General features: G+C 33.4%; 15 protein-coding genes. 13 read left to right on the top strand and 2 right to left on the bottom strand.

Annotation, left to right across the window (positions count from 1 at the left end; translation table 11 throughout):
- Nucleotides 1–42: 42 nt before the first annotated feature.
- Complete coding sequence (locus JK636_RS06060) at nucleotides 43–219, bottom strand: hypothetical protein (RefSeq protein WP_202747921.1); 177 nt, start codon at nucleotides 217–219, stop codon at nucleotides 43–45.
- Nucleotides 220–441: 222 nt separating this feature from the next.
- On the opposite strand from JK636_RS06060, the gene JK636_RS06055 reads away from it, so the two are divergent.
- From JK636_RS06055 to ispH, 6 genes are all read left to right on the top strand, one after another.
- The gene (locus JK636_RS06055; protein WP_202747920.1) at nucleotides 442–2,361 is read left to right on the top strand and encodes an OPT family oligopeptide transporter; all 1,920 of its coding nucleotides are present in this window, start codon (nucleotides 442–444) and stop codon (nucleotides 2,359–2,361) included.
- A complete protein-coding gene (locus JK636_RS06050; RefSeq protein WP_202747919.1) occupies nucleotides 2,351–2,701 on the top strand; it encodes a PqqD family protein in 351 nt (116 codons plus the stop codon). Before JK636_RS06055 ends, JK636_RS06050 begins: the two co-directional genes overlap by 11 nt.
- 307 nt (nucleotides 2,702–3,008) lie before the next feature.
- Nucleotides 3,009–3,884 carry a sensor histidine kinase gene (locus tag JK636_RS06045; protein WP_243428125.1) on the top strand — a complete coding sequence of 292 codons (876 nt, stop codon included), beginning with the start codon at nucleotides 3,009–3,011 and terminating at the stop codon, nucleotides 3,882–3,884.
- Between the two features lie 23 nt (nucleotides 3,885–3,907).
- Nucleotides 3,908–5,650, top strand: a complete 1,743-nt coding sequence (locus JK636_RS06040; RefSeq protein ID WP_202747918.1) for a tetratricopeptide repeat protein — start codon at nucleotides 3,908–3,910, stop codon at nucleotides 5,648–5,650.
- Nucleotides 5,651–5,902: 252 nt separating this feature from the next.
- Nucleotides 5,903–6,817 carry a hypothetical protein gene (locus JK636_RS06035; protein ID WP_202747917.1) on the top strand — a complete coding sequence of 305 codons (915 nt, stop codon included), beginning with the start codon at nucleotides 5,903–5,905 and terminating at the stop codon, nucleotides 6,815–6,817.
- 160 nt (nucleotides 6,818–6,977) lie between these two features.
- Complete coding sequence (ispH, locus tag JK636_RS06030; protein WP_202747916.1) at nucleotides 6,978–7,835, top strand: 4-hydroxy-3-methylbut-2-enyl diphosphate reductase; 858 nt, start codon at nucleotides 6,978–6,980, stop codon at nucleotides 7,833–7,835.
- 40 nt (nucleotides 7,836–7,875) lie between these two features.
- On the opposite strand, the gene JK636_RS06025 is transcribed toward ispH, so the two are convergent.
- Nucleotides 7,876–8,526 carry an adenylate kinase gene (locus JK636_RS06025; protein ID WP_202747915.1) on the bottom strand — a complete coding sequence of 217 codons (651 nt, stop codon included), beginning with the start codon at nucleotides 8,524–8,526 and terminating at the stop codon, nucleotides 7,876–7,878.
- Between the two features lie 399 nt (nucleotides 8,527–8,925).
- On the opposite strand from JK636_RS06025, the gene JK636_RS06020 reads away from it, so the two are divergent.
- From JK636_RS06020 to JK636_RS05990, 7 genes are read left to right on the top strand one after another with little or no spacing between them, the layout of a single operon-like run.
- Nucleotides 8,926–9,609 carry a hypothetical protein gene (locus JK636_RS06020; protein ID WP_202747914.1) on the top strand — a complete coding sequence of 228 codons (684 nt, stop codon included), beginning with the start codon at nucleotides 8,926–8,928 and terminating at the stop codon, nucleotides 9,607–9,609.
- On the top strand, nucleotides 9,597–10,793 hold the full coding sequence (locus JK636_RS06015) for a thiolase C-terminal domain-containing protein (RefSeq protein WP_202747913.1): 1,197 nt from the start codon (nucleotides 9,597–9,599) through the stop codon (nucleotides 10,791–10,793). Before JK636_RS06020 ends, JK636_RS06015 begins: the two co-directional genes overlap by 13 nt.
- Before the next feature lie 2 nt (nucleotides 10,794–10,795).
- On the top strand, nucleotides 10,796–11,137 hold the full coding sequence (locus JK636_RS06010; protein ID WP_202747912.1) for a Zn-ribbon domain-containing OB-fold protein: 342 nt from the start codon (nucleotides 10,796–10,798) through the stop codon (nucleotides 11,135–11,137).
- A 13-nt stretch (nucleotides 11,138–11,150) separates the two neighbouring features.
- Nucleotides 11,151–12,062 carry an oxamate carbamoyltransferase subunit AllH family protein gene (locus JK636_RS06005; RefSeq protein WP_202747911.1) on the top strand — a complete coding sequence of 304 codons (912 nt, stop codon included), beginning with the start codon at nucleotides 11,151–11,153 and terminating at the stop codon, nucleotides 12,060–12,062.
- Nucleotides 12,043–13,620, top strand: a complete 1,578-nt coding sequence (gene fdrA / locus JK636_RS06000) for an acyl-CoA synthetase FdrA (RefSeq protein ID WP_202747910.1) — start codon at nucleotides 12,043–12,045, stop codon at nucleotides 13,618–13,620. The genes JK636_RS06005 and fdrA overlap by 20 nt, the downstream gene beginning before the upstream one ends.
- A complete protein-coding gene (locus JK636_RS05995; protein WP_202747909.1) occupies nucleotides 13,611–15,017 on the top strand; it encodes a YlbE family protein in 1,407 nt (468 codons plus the stop codon). Before fdrA ends, JK636_RS05995 begins: the two co-directional genes overlap by 10 nt.
- 18 nt (nucleotides 15,018–15,035) lie before the next feature.
- The gene (locus JK636_RS05990) at nucleotides 15,036–15,821 is read left to right on the top strand and encodes a cyclase family protein (RefSeq protein ID WP_202747908.1); all 786 of its coding nucleotides are present in this window, start codon (nucleotides 15,036–15,038) and stop codon (nucleotides 15,819–15,821) included.
- Nucleotides 15,822–15,851 lie beyond the last annotated feature (30 nt).

Raw genomic sequence — 15,851 nt, 5'->3', positions numbered from 1 at the left:
ATATTCAAATATATCATCACTCGTTTATTAGCTTAATGCAAATTACTCTCCATCCTCCCCTCCAGGGCCATCGCGTCTTGGGCGTGATGATTCTGGAAGAGGTTCAACGTTTTTGTATTTATTAGAGATAGCGTTAGAGTTAGAGAATTTGCTCTGACTTGTAGAATTTAAAGAATTATCTTTTTTGTTTGAATCAAAATTAATGTTTTTATCGGCCATTTTATAATCACCACCTTTTAATTATTTTGTACAGATAATAAGTTTTTATGTTAGAAGTTTTTGTCGATAAAGATAAAATAATTGAAATTGAATTGGATAATTATAACAGGTTTCTGAATAAATCTTTAATCATTTTAAAATAAAAGGTTTTCATGTTGAAAAAAATATGTTATTATCATAATATGTCGTAAAAATGACAAATTACATTAGGGGGTATGACTTATGAATAATAAGTTATCAAAAGATGCATATGGCGGCATAGATGGTAAAGACTATGTTCCATATATTTCAAGCGGTTCTAAATCCGGAGGGAATATTACAGTATTAATAATCGGTATTATTTTGGCTATTTTATTTGCAGCATCAACTGCATATTCTGGTATGAAATCAGGACTTACAGTTGCAGCAGGTATACCAGGATCTATAATAGGTTCAGCCTTTATAGCTGCATTTGCTAAGCAAAAAGGCATACTTGGTAAAAACTTAGTACAAGGTATGGCAAGTGGTGGAGAATCTGTTGCTAGTGGTATAATATTTGTTTTGCCAGCAGTCTTATTAATAGGTTCTAAAGTTACTTTCTTTGAAGGAATTGCTGTAGGTATAGGTGGAGTTTTATTCGGTATAGGAATTGCTTCACTTGTATACAATTACTTAATCATTGAAGAACATGGTAAATTAATGTACCCTGAGTCAATGGCTATATCTGAAACACTTGTTGCTTCAGAAGGTGCTGGAGATTCAATGAAGTTCATGGGAATTGGATTTGGAATAGGCGGTATTATAACTGTTATAACTAGCTCATTTATGAATGCAGTTAATAATGTTATAAGCTATGTGAACGAATCCTTCTACAAGTGGAAATTAGAAGTAGAAGTTAATCCGCTGTTATTAGGAATAGGATTTATAGTTGGTATCGAAGTGTCTTTAACTATGTTTGCAGGTTCTATATTATCTAACTTTGGTATCATGCCTTTAATAGGTTATTTTTCAAGCTTTGCAAAGGATGGCTTAACAGTATGGAATAATCCTCACGTTGCCATTAATTCAATGCAGGTTAAACACATTGCTGGTAGTTATGTAAAATATATAGGCGCTGGTATGATGCTTTCTGGTGGTTTAATAGGTGCTGTAAAGCTAATACCTACTATTATATCTTCCATAAAAGAAACACTTAATGCTAAGTCTTCAGGTAGCGGTAAGGGATCATCAATTGGAACTCTAATATTACTTGCAGGTGTAGTAGTAGGCTTTATAGCTGGCTTTGTTGTATCTGGTGGTAATATATTAATGGCGATAACCGCTTCTGTTTTATCATTATTCTTATCACTACTATTTGTTATAGTTTCAGGACGTTTAACTGGTACTATAGGAACTTCAAATCTTCCTGTATCAGGTATGACAATAGCTTCTATAGTTCTTGTTACTTTGTTATTCGTTGTAATGGGATGGAAAAATCCTGAGCATAACAAATCATTATTACTATTTGGTACATTTATAGTTACTGCTATATCTATAGCAGGAGGTTACGCTCAATCACAAAAGGTAACTTTTATTGTGGGTGGAGAGAAAAATGAAATGGATAAATACTTCGTTATTTCTGGTATAGTAGGTGTTATAGTAGTTGTTGGTACTATATTGCTGCTATCAGGACAACTTGCGATGACTGGTGATAATGTTCCATTTGCACTACCACAAGCTAACTTAATGTCAACATTAACAGCTGGCATAATGTCAGGTAAATTACCTTGGGTAATGATTATTGTTGGTGTTGTTATGGGACTTGTCTTATTCCTATTAAAGCTTCCAGTAATGACAGTTGCTATAGGATTCTATTTACCTATATCTACAACTTCAATAATATTAATAGGTGCATTAGTTAGAGTATTTATAGAAAAAACATCCAAATCAGCAAAGGAAAAAGAAGTTAAGGTTTCAAATGGTATAAGTTTATCTTCTGGTCTTGTTGCTGGTGGTTCTATACTAGGACTTGTAGGTATAATTCTTCAAGTGACTGGTGTTATAAAAGGCGCTGGACCAACAGGATTTGCTGCATCTAATATAATGGCATTTATTATATTAGTATGTTTAGTAATAGCTACTATAATACCTATAATAAACAGTAAGGTAAAAGATGTTAAATAATAATGAAGATGTTTTAAGGATAATATTTAAAGTCTCAGAGAATTTAGAATATGAAGTGGATAAAGATGATATCGTAACTATTCTTGAAAAACAAGATCATAAGATCCAAAAGTTCTTTAGAAAGCTTAAGTTCAGAATTCCGGAGTATAAAAGAATATCTTTAGATGAGTATGGAAGTTATGTATTTCTACAAATAAATGGTAAGACAACAATAAAGGATATTGGAGAAAGTTTAGAAAATAAGTATGGTGAGAAAGCTTATCCACTATATGAAAGATTATTATTATTCTTGAAACACATCGACGTTAATTGTAAGTATATAGAAAAGGTAAACTCCTAATAAAAAGATGGCACTACATTGTAGTTGCCATTTTTTTATAGGAAATCAAAGATATAACTTAATATATCAACTGAAGTTAGCAGACCTTTAATTTAATTAAGGATACAATTATTATATTAAAATTTAACTAAAAATAAAGGAGTTTGGTATAATTTGTAGAATTTATATGTCACAATATGTTTGAATATTGGTGATACTAAACATAACAAAATATAGTATAGGAATTTATGAAAACATTTATAATAGATTAATTATTTAATTTTATTTTGACATAGTGTATGAATAAAGAAGGTAGGAAAGCTATTATATGGATATAGAGGTTAATGAAATTTATAAGAATATGTGTATAGAAGATCTGGTTCAAAGGTTAAAAGATAGTGAAGCTAATTTGGAAGAAAATAAATTAAAAACAGAGTATTTTGCAAATTTGTCGCATGAATTGAAAACTCCGTTAAATATAATACTTGGATCCATGCAGCTTATAGAGCTTCATATGCTTAATGGGAGAATACAGGATTCGGAAAATATACTTGAGAAGTATATTAACAATATGAAACAGAATGCCTTAAGGCTGTTAAGACTAATTAATAATATTATTGATCTGACCAAAATAGATGCTAATGAACTTTATGTTGAATTTCATAATTATGATATAGTAGATATAGTTAAAAATGTTGCAAAATCTATAGAGTCATATGCTCGAATTAAATCAGTCAATATAAATTTTTATTCACAAATTGAAAGTCAAGTAATCGCTTGTGATGCAGATAAAATAGAAAGAATACTATTAAATCTGCTCTCAAACGCACTTAAATTTACAAATGAAAATGGAAATATAGATATTAGTATAAAAAAAATCGCTGAAAAGATATCTATTTGTGTGGAAGATGATGGAATAGGCATACACAAAGAAAAACTAAAAACTGTTTTTAAAAGATTTAGGAAGGTAGATAAATCATTTACCAGAAACAGACAGGGTAGTGGTATAGGTTTATCTATTGTTAAATCACTTGTAGAACTGCATAACGGTACTATTAGTGCAGAAAGTGAATATGGTAAAGGAAGCAGATTTATAATTCAGCTTCCTTCAATAATGCTTGATGAGGAAAATAACGTAAACTTATATTCTAAATTTCAAGACGGGATAATTGAGAGAGTGAGAGTTGAATTCTCAGATCTATAATATACTTTTATGGAAGTGATAATGTGATTCATAATTTAAATCGATTAATGAAAATTACTGAAGATGCGCAAAAATTTGAAGAGCAAAATAATATTAAGGAAGCGCTTGAAAGCTATGAAAAGGTACTTGATATTTATACTGAAGGATATAAAGATGATAAAGTATTTAAGATGCAATTAAAAATAGGAGATTTATATCAGATAATCGGGAAAATTGAAAGTGGATTAAACTATTTTTTGATGGCTTATGAATCAGCAAAGAGTCTACAAAATAAGTTTTTTCAGGTCGATTCTCTTGCAAAAATATCTGACAGTTATTTAAGTTTAGGAAAAATTGAAGAAGGCATAAAATATGCAGATGAAGCAGAGAGTATTTTAAGCTGTGTTCAATATACTAAGGGCAGGCTTGAATTGAGTATATTTTGGGCTAGAACTTATTATGTGAAGAAGCAGTTATATAAAGCACGTGATATTTGCAATGAAGCACTTAAACTATGCAGTGATGATTATCCATTTTTAAAAGGCAGGATTCTGACAACATTGGCTGAGTTATATAAGGATATAACCAGTGTTGAAGAGCACCTGGCATTATTAAATCAAGCTTATGAGTGTTTTGAAAAAGTAAATTATAAAAGAGGAATGTTGGGAGTTATAAATAATATTGCTGCTGTTTATGGGGATAAGCTACAAGACTATGAGAAAGCCCTAAATTATTTTTTTAAATTAAAAGATATTAGTGAAAATAGTATATTTGTGGAGTTTCATAAGATATCCTATCTTAATATAGGAGAAGCATACTTCAAATACTTTAAATATGATGAGGCTGTTTTTTGGTTTACTGAGGCTCTTAAAAACCCTGTCGGTGCTTATATGGATAACATATTAGTATATAATTATTCATATTTACTACTGGCAAATTTGAAATTGCATAACTATCGTGAGTCATATAATTATTTTATAAAAGCCAAAGATGAAGTGAATAAGAATGCAAACGTTGAATCTACATTAGTTCAATATTACAAGTCATCTGCACTGATGTTTTTAGAGTTTGGTTATATCGACAAAGCTGAAGGGTTTATTAAACAAGCCTTAAATTCTGTCAGCAAAGATGAAACTATGATTAAATGGAATATTGGCTTAATTTATGAATATATAAAGCTTAAGAAAGCTTCATCAGAATCTGAAATAATTGATATAATTGAAGGTATAAGATATACTATTTCAAAATATACAAACAAGGATGAAGTTCTGGATGCAGTATATGATACTGCTATTGAATTGATATGCAGTAAGCGATATGAATTGGCATTTAAATTAATTGATGAATATAGTCATATAAAGTCAGATAATGATAGTGTAATATTAAAAGAACAATATATTCTTGCTAAGAAGAACGAATTTAACGGCAGTGAGAATTTAGAAATATTAAACTCCGCGTTGGGGCTAGCAGGTCTTACAGGGAATTCTAAAATTTACTCATATATATGTTGCTCCATAGGTGATTATTTTGAAAAAAATAATGAACTACTGGATTCTATAAATTACTATTATAAAGCATACAGCATTGTTAAGAAATTAATATTTTCTGTTCCAGAGGAATACAGAATAGCGTATATAAATTGCAGCAACTCTTTAGAGATAATTAATAAGTTGATTTTATTAAAAAAACAAAGTACTAAATTAAGTGATTATAGCTATGCAGAACTAAAGTCTTTATCAAATTTGAAACAATTAGAAGACATTTTAAACATAGTTGATTCAATATAGTCACTAATATGTACGGGCACTAAAATTAGTATTTGTTTGTAGATAAATATTATTAAGATTACTTTAATAAACTCCTTGCGTTTAGTAGCCATTAATAGATGGTTAAATGCAGGGAGTTTGTTTCGCTTAAATAAAATATTATTATAGGTATAATCAAGTTGAAATAAATAAACTAAATTATTGATTACTAATGAACATAGTATGTCAAATCTACATATGATAAATTGATGCAATATTTAACGGAGGTTAGTTATGAGTCAAAAGTACGAAATGGAAGAGTTTGTACCCTTCCAATATCCTATGATGACAGACATGATGTACAGAATGGATGATGAAGTAGAAAGGAAAATGATGCCTCAAACAAAGCCAATACAACAGACAATGCCGCAGATGCAGCCGCAACCTGTAAAGCATGCTCAGCCTATGCCGCAGATGCAGCCACAGCCTGTAAAGCATGCTCAGCCTATGCCTACACCGCAGGTTATGCCGGTAAAAACACAGGAGATGAAGATATATCCAAAGATGGAGCCTACAATGATGGACCTGAATATACAGCCAAAAGTCCAGCCCCAGAGCATGGAGCTGATCATTCAGCCAAATATGAATCCACAGAATATGCCCTTAAATATTCAGCCAAATATGAATCCGCAGAACATGCCATTGAATATTCAGCCAAATATGAATCCGCAGAACATGTCATTAAACATTCAGCCAAATATGGAACCTCAGAACATGGAACTAAATATTCAACCAAAGATGGAACCCAGCAATATGGAGCTGAATATACAACCTAAGATGGGGTCAATCTATATGGAGCCTATAAAACTTCAGCTAAAGATTGAACCTATAATGGAACCAACAAAAATGAAGTTATGTATTGAGCCGGTAATGCAGCCAGTTCAGGCGCCAATAATGACACAGCCTAAACCGCATTGCAAGGAAAAGAAAGTTTCTTATGATAAATGCCACGATAAATGCCACAAGAAGAATAAAGTAAAAGATAGGAACTACGATGTTATGCTTTGCCCAATAACAAACAATCCATGTCATATGATGAGTCCAATGATAATGGAACAGTATCCTTTGTTGGAAACTTCAATGCCTTATGAAATGATACCATTTGATGATATATATGATGGCGATAGATGGGACGAATATATAGACTAGAGGATTGATGTTTAAAAAAATAGAAGTAGTAAATATTAGTGATAAAAATCGCCATGCACAAGCATGGTGATTTTTATCGTAACAAATATTACATACACAATATGGAGTTTTTATGATAAAATATCTAAGTGGCTAAGCAAGAAAGGATTGTGAAGTTAGGATGATAAAAGAAGTTATAATGGCGGAGAATGCAGGCTTTTGTTTTGGAGTGAAAAGAGCAGTAGATACGTCTATTGATTCAAATAAAGACAGCAATACAAACATTTATACTTTTGGTCCTTTAGTTCATAATAAAAACGTTACTAATAACTTAAAGGAAAAGGGAATAAATGAAATTATTTTATCTGAACTAAATAAACTAAGTAGCTGTGATACAGTTATAATACGATCACATGGAGTAACTCCTAAGGTTATGGAACTAATAAAAAGCACAGGTGCAAGAGTAATAGATGCAACATGTCCATATGTTTCAGCCATTCATAAAAAGATCAAGAAGTATTATGATTTAGGCTATCAAATTATTATAATTGGCGATGAAAATCACCCTGAGGTTATTGGCAGCAATGGCTGGTGTGACGATTCTGCAATTATAACAAAGGATGGCTGCAATTTAAATAATTTATCGCAAAAAGTATGTATTGTAGTACAAACAACTGAAAAGAAGGAAAACTTCGATAAAGTTGTTGATATTGTTTCTAATAAATGCAGTGATGTGGTTACATTTAACACTATTTGCAGTGCAACTAAAGAAAGACAGGCAAGCGCAGAGGAAACTTCTAAAAAAGTTGACGTAATGCTTGTTGTAGGAAGCAAGGATAGTTCAAATACTACAAAGTTGTATGAAATTTGCTGTAAAAACTGTAATAAGACTATTTTTGTAGAAAGCAGCAGCGATATCCCAGAATGGATATTTAGAAATGAATATATTAATAGGATTGGTGTAACAGCTGGGGCTTCTACTCCAGATTGGATTATAGAACAGGTGCTTGATAAAATAAACAATAAAAGTAATATATGAATTGAGTTAAAAAAACCACATTGAAAGCCAATGTGGTTTTTTAATTACAGTTATCTATTATTTTACACATGTTTTCAAAAACTTTTGTTATTTCTTCATCACCGCAGAGTTTGTAAAGAATTTTTGCTTTGACATAATAATCAACTAATGGCATTGTCTGCTCTAAATATACAGAAAGTCTTTCTAATATAACACTTTCAGTATCATCTTTTCTTTGAATAAGGCAACCTCCACAGGTATCGCATTTATCTTTATGCTTTGGAGGTGTAAAATATACATGATAACACCTTCCGCAGCAAGAGCATATGCGTCTCCCGGTATTCCTCTTAATAACTAGATCGAGATTAACCTCAAGAAAGAAAACTAAATCAATATGTTCTTTTATACCCAAATAATATTTCTTTAAGGATTCAGCTTGAAAAACAGTTCTAGGAAAACCATCTAATAAGTAACCATTTCTGCAATCTTTTTCATTAAGTCTTTCTTCTATTATCTTTATGGTTAGTTCATCAGGTACTAGAAGTCCATTATGGATATAACCTTCTGCTTCTAATCCAAGCTTTGTTTTATTTTTTATATTTTGCCTGAATATATCTCCAGTAGATATGTGAGGGATATTATATTTCTCACTTATCAAGGCGGCTTGAGTTCCTTTACCTGCTCCAGGAGGACCAAGCAGTATTAATATCATTCCTACCTCCAGCAAAATAAGATTATATAATTATTATATTATAAGATCACTAAATTGTTTCTTACAAATAAAGGACTTTAGCCTAATATAACAATCGTAATGAAGATTCTTAAGACTAGAATTTAAAAGTTGAGAATATTTTGAAAATGTTTACAAGGATTAATATAAATAAACTTCCAAACTCATATAAATTATAGTGAGCGTGATGATTATTTCTGTAAGGTATTCATATATATTAATCTTTTCCATGAATACAAAATAAAACGGAAATTCATATAGAGAGAAAAGAATATATTAGGTATCTTATCAAAATAATCAAGCTTTCATAAAGGGAAGGAGGGAGTACTCAGTATTTCATTAGCTTTAGAAATTAATTTATTTTATGAAAGGATGATTATTATGATAATCGATAAGATGGAACAGAGCTTAAGACCAGTTGAAACTCCAATGGTAGAGTATCCTGCTAAGTATATAACCTTAGCAACTGGAGAGAAAATGGTAGTAAGACAAATAACAAGGGATGAGGTTCCTATGGTTCTTGAAGCTGTAAAGCCTTTAATGAACGTTGAAAAAGACTTCTATGACATAGTAGCCTCCAGAGTGTATTCTGAGCTTTTAGGCTACTATCGCTATAGAGTTAAAGATGAGTACTGTTTAATTGGAACTATTGATGGGGTTATAGTAGGTATTGTTAATGGCCGTATGGTTGATGAAAAGGTTGGAATGTCTTATCATACTATGACTTTAAGACAAGGGTTAAGAATAGGTGCTCAATTATTTGCGGCAAAGATGGAATACCATCTTGATTACTTAAATCAAGAAGAGGTTTGGATAGTAGCTGAAAGTCCAAATGGTTTCAAGCGCTGGATGATTGAATATGAATTAGAATCAAGACCAGAAGTTTGGCATGAATTAGGTGGAGTTCCTACTTATGTTTTAACAAAGGCACTTTGGGAAAAACATAAGGCAAACAAGTGTACTGGACGCCGTCCGGTTAGTGAAAAGCTTATGGAATCAGCTATGAATCCAATCCTCCCAGAAACCTACGCACAAATTCCAGGATATAAAAGATGCGTCAAGTAGGAATTGTTGGTGTAGGGCACACAAGATTCGGTAAATGGTCAGGGGGGACATTCACTGATATGCTTTGTGCTGCTGCGGTTGAAGCTCTAGACGATGCCGGTGTAAAACTTGATGAAAATCATGGTATAGATCAAGTTTTAGTAGCTTCTATGGGTTCTGGTCTAGTAAACCGCCAAAGCGGTGTTGCTTCAGCTCTAGTTGATACTTTAAATCTAAGACCAGCTATGGCAGAAACTATTGAAAATGGCCCAGCTTCGGGAGCTTCTGCAGTGAAGCTTGGATATATGGCCATAGCAAGCGGACTTTGCGACGCAGTACTTGTTGTAGGCGGAGAAATGATGCGAGTAATAAGCGGTTGGGAAGGGACAGATTTTGTTGCAACAATGCTTCATCCGGAAGCTGAATATAATTATGGATTAACACTTCCAGCTTTTGCAGGGATGTTCACTAGGTTGTGTATGGAGAAGTATGGAGTTACAGAAAAGGATTTAGCTATAGTATCTGTTAAAAACCATGAAAATGCTATGCATAATCCAGTAGCTCATATAAGACTTGTGCCAAATCTTTATGCAATAACTGAGGATGAGGATGCAAATGTTATAAACCCTTATGTGGCGGACCCGTTAAGAGTTTACCATGTGTGCCCAGTATCTGATGGAGCTGCAGCAGTTCTTTTATGTGCTATGGATAAAGCAGAAAGATTTGATAAAAAGCCAATTAAAATTGCAGGTATAGGTCAAGCCACCGATACCCATGCTGTTGCAGAAAGAGAAGTACCAACAGATTTACTCGCTGTTAGACTTGCTGCACAAAAAGCTTATAAGATGGCAGGGCTTAAGCCTGAAGATATAGATGTTGCCGAGCTGCATGATGCGTTTCAGATATTAGAAATAGTAGAATCTGAAGAAGTTGGTTTCTTTGAAAGAGGTCAAGGACACATTGCAGCTAGAAACGGTGAAACTAAAATAGGCGGAAGAATTCCTATAAACACTTCAGGAGGCTTAAAAGCAAAGGGACATCCACTTGGTGCGACAGGAGTTTCTCAAATAGTTGAGCTTGTTAGACAACTTAGGGGGGAAGCAGCAGGAAGGCAGGTTGAAGGAGCAAAGGCTGGACTTGCTGTAAACTTTGGCGGTTTTGGAAACAACGTAGTTGCTACAATACTAACAAAGGAGGAGGAATAATTATGGCAAATAATATGTATGCATATAAATGCACAGGCTGCGGAGAGCTTCATCACCCAAAGCATTACGTATGTAGAAAATGCGGTGCTCGTGAATTTGAAGAAATTCTATTAGAAGGTGAAGTAACTCTAGTTACTTACACTAAGGTTTATAATTTGCCGGAAGGATATATGAAGCCTTATCTAGCCTTTGGTATTGTAAAGTTTAAAAATGGATTGACTGTCAGCGGTCAAATAGATGCTGAAGTGTTAAGCATAGGAATGAAGCTTATACCTACGGTAGGTGTTATAAAGGAAGGTATAGGTAAAGACTATTATGGCTTTATTTTTAAACCTTTAGCTTAGGAGGTTTATATAGTTGTTTTCAAAAGAAAAGTTTATAGTTTCTACATCTGCTGTTTATATAGGTGAGAGCTTTAAGTCAATACTAGAAAGCTTAGATATATATGAAAATTTAAAACTTCACAGTGTTTTCCATAACGTAATAAATTTAGATACAGACTTTGGACTTTTGTCCGTTGTGACGTCTAAAATAGGGCATATGGGAGTTTATGTTGAGATACAGGAGTTTTGTGATGAGGGTTTTCTATATCTAGGTATTGATAAAACTAATGGATGTTTATATACAGGATATAGTTTAGAGTTTAATAATAAGTTAAATATTGATTTAAGAAATGCAAGGTTATGGAGGGGCACTCTAGACAGCGGTTTTAGGTGGAAGCTTAATGAGCTTAAAAGGGATAATGTATCAGTATTAAAAGCAGCTTTAAATATATATGCAAAGAAAAACAGTGCTTTTCAAAGGCTTTATAAGCAAAGAGAGGCTTATTTTGCAGAGGCTTTTGAAAATTTAAATTTTAATAATGCTGAAAAACTTTCTAGTGCGGTAAAAGGTTTAATAGGTTTAGGACCAGGATTAACGCCAACTGGAGATGATTTCTTAACTGGTTTTTTAGCAGTTTTTAATTCCTGCGGTGATTATATATACAACCGTAAAGTATTAAATAATTTAATATTTAAAAACTTAGATAGAACTAATTATATAAGCAGCAGCATGCTTAAAAATGCTGCTAATAATCTTTATCATGAGTATATTCAAAACCTTATATATACTGTTATCTGCGGAAGTGTTGAAGAAATAATCAATGCTTTAAAAGTATTAGTTGGCGTAGGTGCTACATCAGGAAGTGACTTAGCTTGTGGAATATATACAGGTTTTTTAAAAGCTCTTGAGTTAATTGGAAGGCAAGGTGAAAACATTGCACACTAAAACTATTGTAAAATCTAATGCTTATTTTGATTCTGTAACGCTTATGAAGATTTCGGGAGAAGTTTCCAAATTAAATGGAGTTATAGAAGTATTAGTCGGAATGGGAACTGAATTAAATAAAGATTCCCTAAGACATGTAGGACTTCTTTCGAAGGATTGTGAAACTGCTTCTCCTAACGATTTAATGATAGGCATAAGCACAGAAAATGAAGAGGCTTTAAATAATGCTTTAAATAAAATAGAAGATCTATTGAGTAATAGAGGAAAAAAGAAAAGTCAAGGCAATGAAAAAAGCTTTGAAAGAATTGAAGAAGCTGCAAGGCTCGATGCAGGTTATAATATGGCTGTAATTTCTGTTCCAGGAATTTATGCTGCAAGAGAAGCTAAGATTGCACTTGAAAATAATATGAATGTTTTTCTATTTAGCGATAATGTTACCGTTGAAGAAGAAATAGAACTAAAAAATTTAGCAAACGAAAAAGGACTGCTGATGATGGGGCCTGACTGTGGTACCGCTATAATAAACGGAGTGCCACTAGGTTTTGCTAATAGAGTGAGAAGAGGAAATATTGGAATTGTTGGAGCTTCGGGTACAGGGCTTCAGCAAGTTACAACTCTTATCCATTCCTTTGGCGGAGGAGTATCTCAAGCTATTGGTACTGGAGGAAGAGATTTAAGTGCAAAGGTTTCAGGAAGAACAATGCTTAGTGCACTAGAAGCCTTAAAGGAAGATGAAGAAACGAAAGTGGTTGTAATAATCTCAAAGCCACCTGCAGCTGAAGTAGCTTATAAAGTGTTTAGTTGTGCTGAAAATTTAAATAAACCAGTAGTTTTATGCCTCTTAGGTTCCAAAGATATGGAGGTAACTGGGAAGAATATAATAAAATGCAGCAATTTAGAAGAAACCGCAGCTAAGGCTGTATCTCTTTCCTTAGAAAAAGAAATAATTACTGAAAACTCTGAGGATTTTTCAACGGCTTTAGCGGAATTTAAGGCTGCTAGAAAGCCGAATCAAAAATATATCAGAGCAATTTATGGTGGGGGAACCCTTTGCGATGAAGCAATGACAGTGTTTAGAAGAAAAGGTATACCTATGTTTTCTAATATTCCTTTTGATAAGAGAGAGGAACTTTCAAATATAGAAATTAGTCAGGGAAATTGCTTCCTGGATATGGGTGATGATTTTTTTACCAGGGGAAAACCACATCCAATGATTGAGCCTAGTCTTAGAAATAAGAGAATTGTACAAGAAGCCCTAGATTCTGAAACTGCAGTTATACTTTTAGATGTAGAACTTGGGCATGGATCACATATAGATCCTGCAGGTATAGCGGCTGAAGCAGCAGCAATTGCAAATATTAAGCTTGACGCACAAAAAAGAAAAGTGTTCTGGATAGCTGCTCTTGTTGGAACAAAAGAAGATCCTCAAAATTATGAAGAACAAGTTAAGAAGCTAAAGGATGCTGGTTTCGTTGTTTTTGACAGCAATGTAAGGGCAGCAAGTCTTGCAGCTGAATTAACTTTGGGCTTTGAAGGAGGAAGCGGCTTATGGCAATAAAGGATTTGTTTAAACAAAGCATAAAGGTAGTAAATCTTGGCAATGAAGGCTTTGCTAATGAACTGAAAAACATTAATGTTGACACAATTCACCTTCAATGGAAACCAATAGCCAGAGGCCAGGTTGGACTTATTAAAGCATTGGATAAACTTTCAAACAGACCGGAAATAGATGAAGCAAATTTAGAGGTATTAAGAAGAATAAATACTTCACAGGCTGTTTTGGTAGATATTCAAAGAGCTATAGATGTTATATCTTATATGGATGAGGATACGATTTTGCATGCAGGTCCGCCAATAACCTGGGAAAGAATGGCCGGGCCTATGAAAGGAGCTATAATAGGCGCTCTTATATTTGAAGGCAGAGTTAGTAATGAAGAGGAAGCAGTGAAACTTGCTTCTTCAGGAAAAATTAAATTCAGTCCTTGCCATGAGCATAATTCAGTAGGGCCAATGGCGGGAATAATATCTCCTTCAATGCCAGTGTTTGTTGTAGAAAATAGAACCCTTAAAAACTTTGCCTATTGCACCTTAAATGAAGGATTAGGCAAAGTATTAAGGTTTGGAGCTTATAGCGGTGAGGTTATAAATAGACTGAACTGGATGAAGGATGTTTTAGCTCCTGGTCTTCAAAAGGCTATAAGACTATCTGGCGGTATAGATATTAAGACTATAATTGCGCAAGCCATGCATATGGGAGATGAATGTCACAATAGAAATAAGGCGGGTACTTCTTTATTCATTAGAACTATTATGCCTTATTTGATAGAAGCAAAACTTCCTGAAAAGGAGCTTGTAGATATAGTTAAATTTGTAAATGGAAATGATCACTTTTTCTTGAATCTTTCAATGCCGGCTGCAAAGTGTATTTTGGATGCTGCAGATGGTGTTAAAAACAGCACTGCAATTGTAACTATGAGCAGAAATGGTACTGATTTTGGTATAAGAGTAAGCGGACTTAAAGGCGAGTGGTTTACTGCACCAGCAGAAATGGTTAAAGGATTATTATTTCCAGGTTTTAAAGAAGAAGACTGCAATCCTGACATAGGTGACAGCGCTATTACTGAAACCTGCGGCTATGGCGGCTTTGCAATGGCTGCTGCTATAGCAATTGTGCAGTTTGTTGGCGGAGTTCCACAGGATGCATTGAATTACTCAGAAAAGATGTATGAAATAACAGTTGGAGAAAGCAACACATTTTCAATTCCTATTCTTGATTTTAGGGGAACAGCTACAGCGGTAGATGTAAGAAAAGTAATTGAAAAAAATATACTTCCTCAAATAAATACAGGAATTGCCCATAAAGAAGCAGGCATAGGCCAAGTTGGAGCAGGACTTGTTAATCCGCCTTGGGAATGTTTTGCTAATGCAATTATAAAATTAGCAGAAAAATTATAAAATCAGGGGGTTTGTTTTATGATTAGTAATTGGAACAATATAAAGATGTATGATTTAAGTCAGCCTATAAGCCATTTAACACCACCATGGCCAACTTATGAGCCACTACAAATAAAATTTTTTAAAAGATTATCACCAAATGGAGCTAATGGTCAAGTATTGACACATTCAAATCACGTTGGTACACATCTTGATGGACCTCTTCACTTTTGTACACATGGAGGAGACATTGCAAGCCTAGAGCTTGATTTTCTCTGCGGGGAAGGTGTAGTTGTAGATTTAAGCGATATAGCTGAAGATTACGGTGTATATACTTCAAAAGATATTGAAGATAGAGTAGAAGTTAAAGAAGGAGATATCCTTATTATAAATACAGGCTATCATAAATATGCTTGGGATCAGCCAGAAGCAGATGAAGTAAGATATATGGTTAAACATCCTGGACCCTTAAGAGAATTTGAAGAGTGGTGTATAAGAAAGAAGATTAAATGGATAGGCGTTGACTGTGGTTCTGCTGATCATCCTATGAATACAAAAATTCGTGAGTGGCAGCCTAAAGAAGCTAAGGAATGTGATGCTTATTTAAGAAGAAAGTATGGTAAGACTATGGAGGAATTAATGCCAGACAGTGACTATCAGGTAATGCATATTCCGCTGTTTCCTTTAAATATAATTCATGCTGAAAATCTTGGCGGGGAAATAGATAAAGTTTTAAATAAGCGTTTAGTTATAGGAGCTTTCCCTTGGAAGTTTGTTGGTGGAGAATCCTGCATTTGCCGTATTGTTGGCTTTGATGAAGAATAAAATATAAATTTAAATTACAGTTATGGCTCA

The sequence above is a fragment of the Clostridium rhizosphaerae genome (genome assembly GCF_016765585.1).
Lineage (GTDB): Bacteria > Bacillota > Clostridia > Clostridiales > Clostridiaceae > Clostridium_AT > Clostridium_AT rhizosphaerae.
This window is presented reverse-complemented; position numbering and strand designations above follow the sequence as displayed.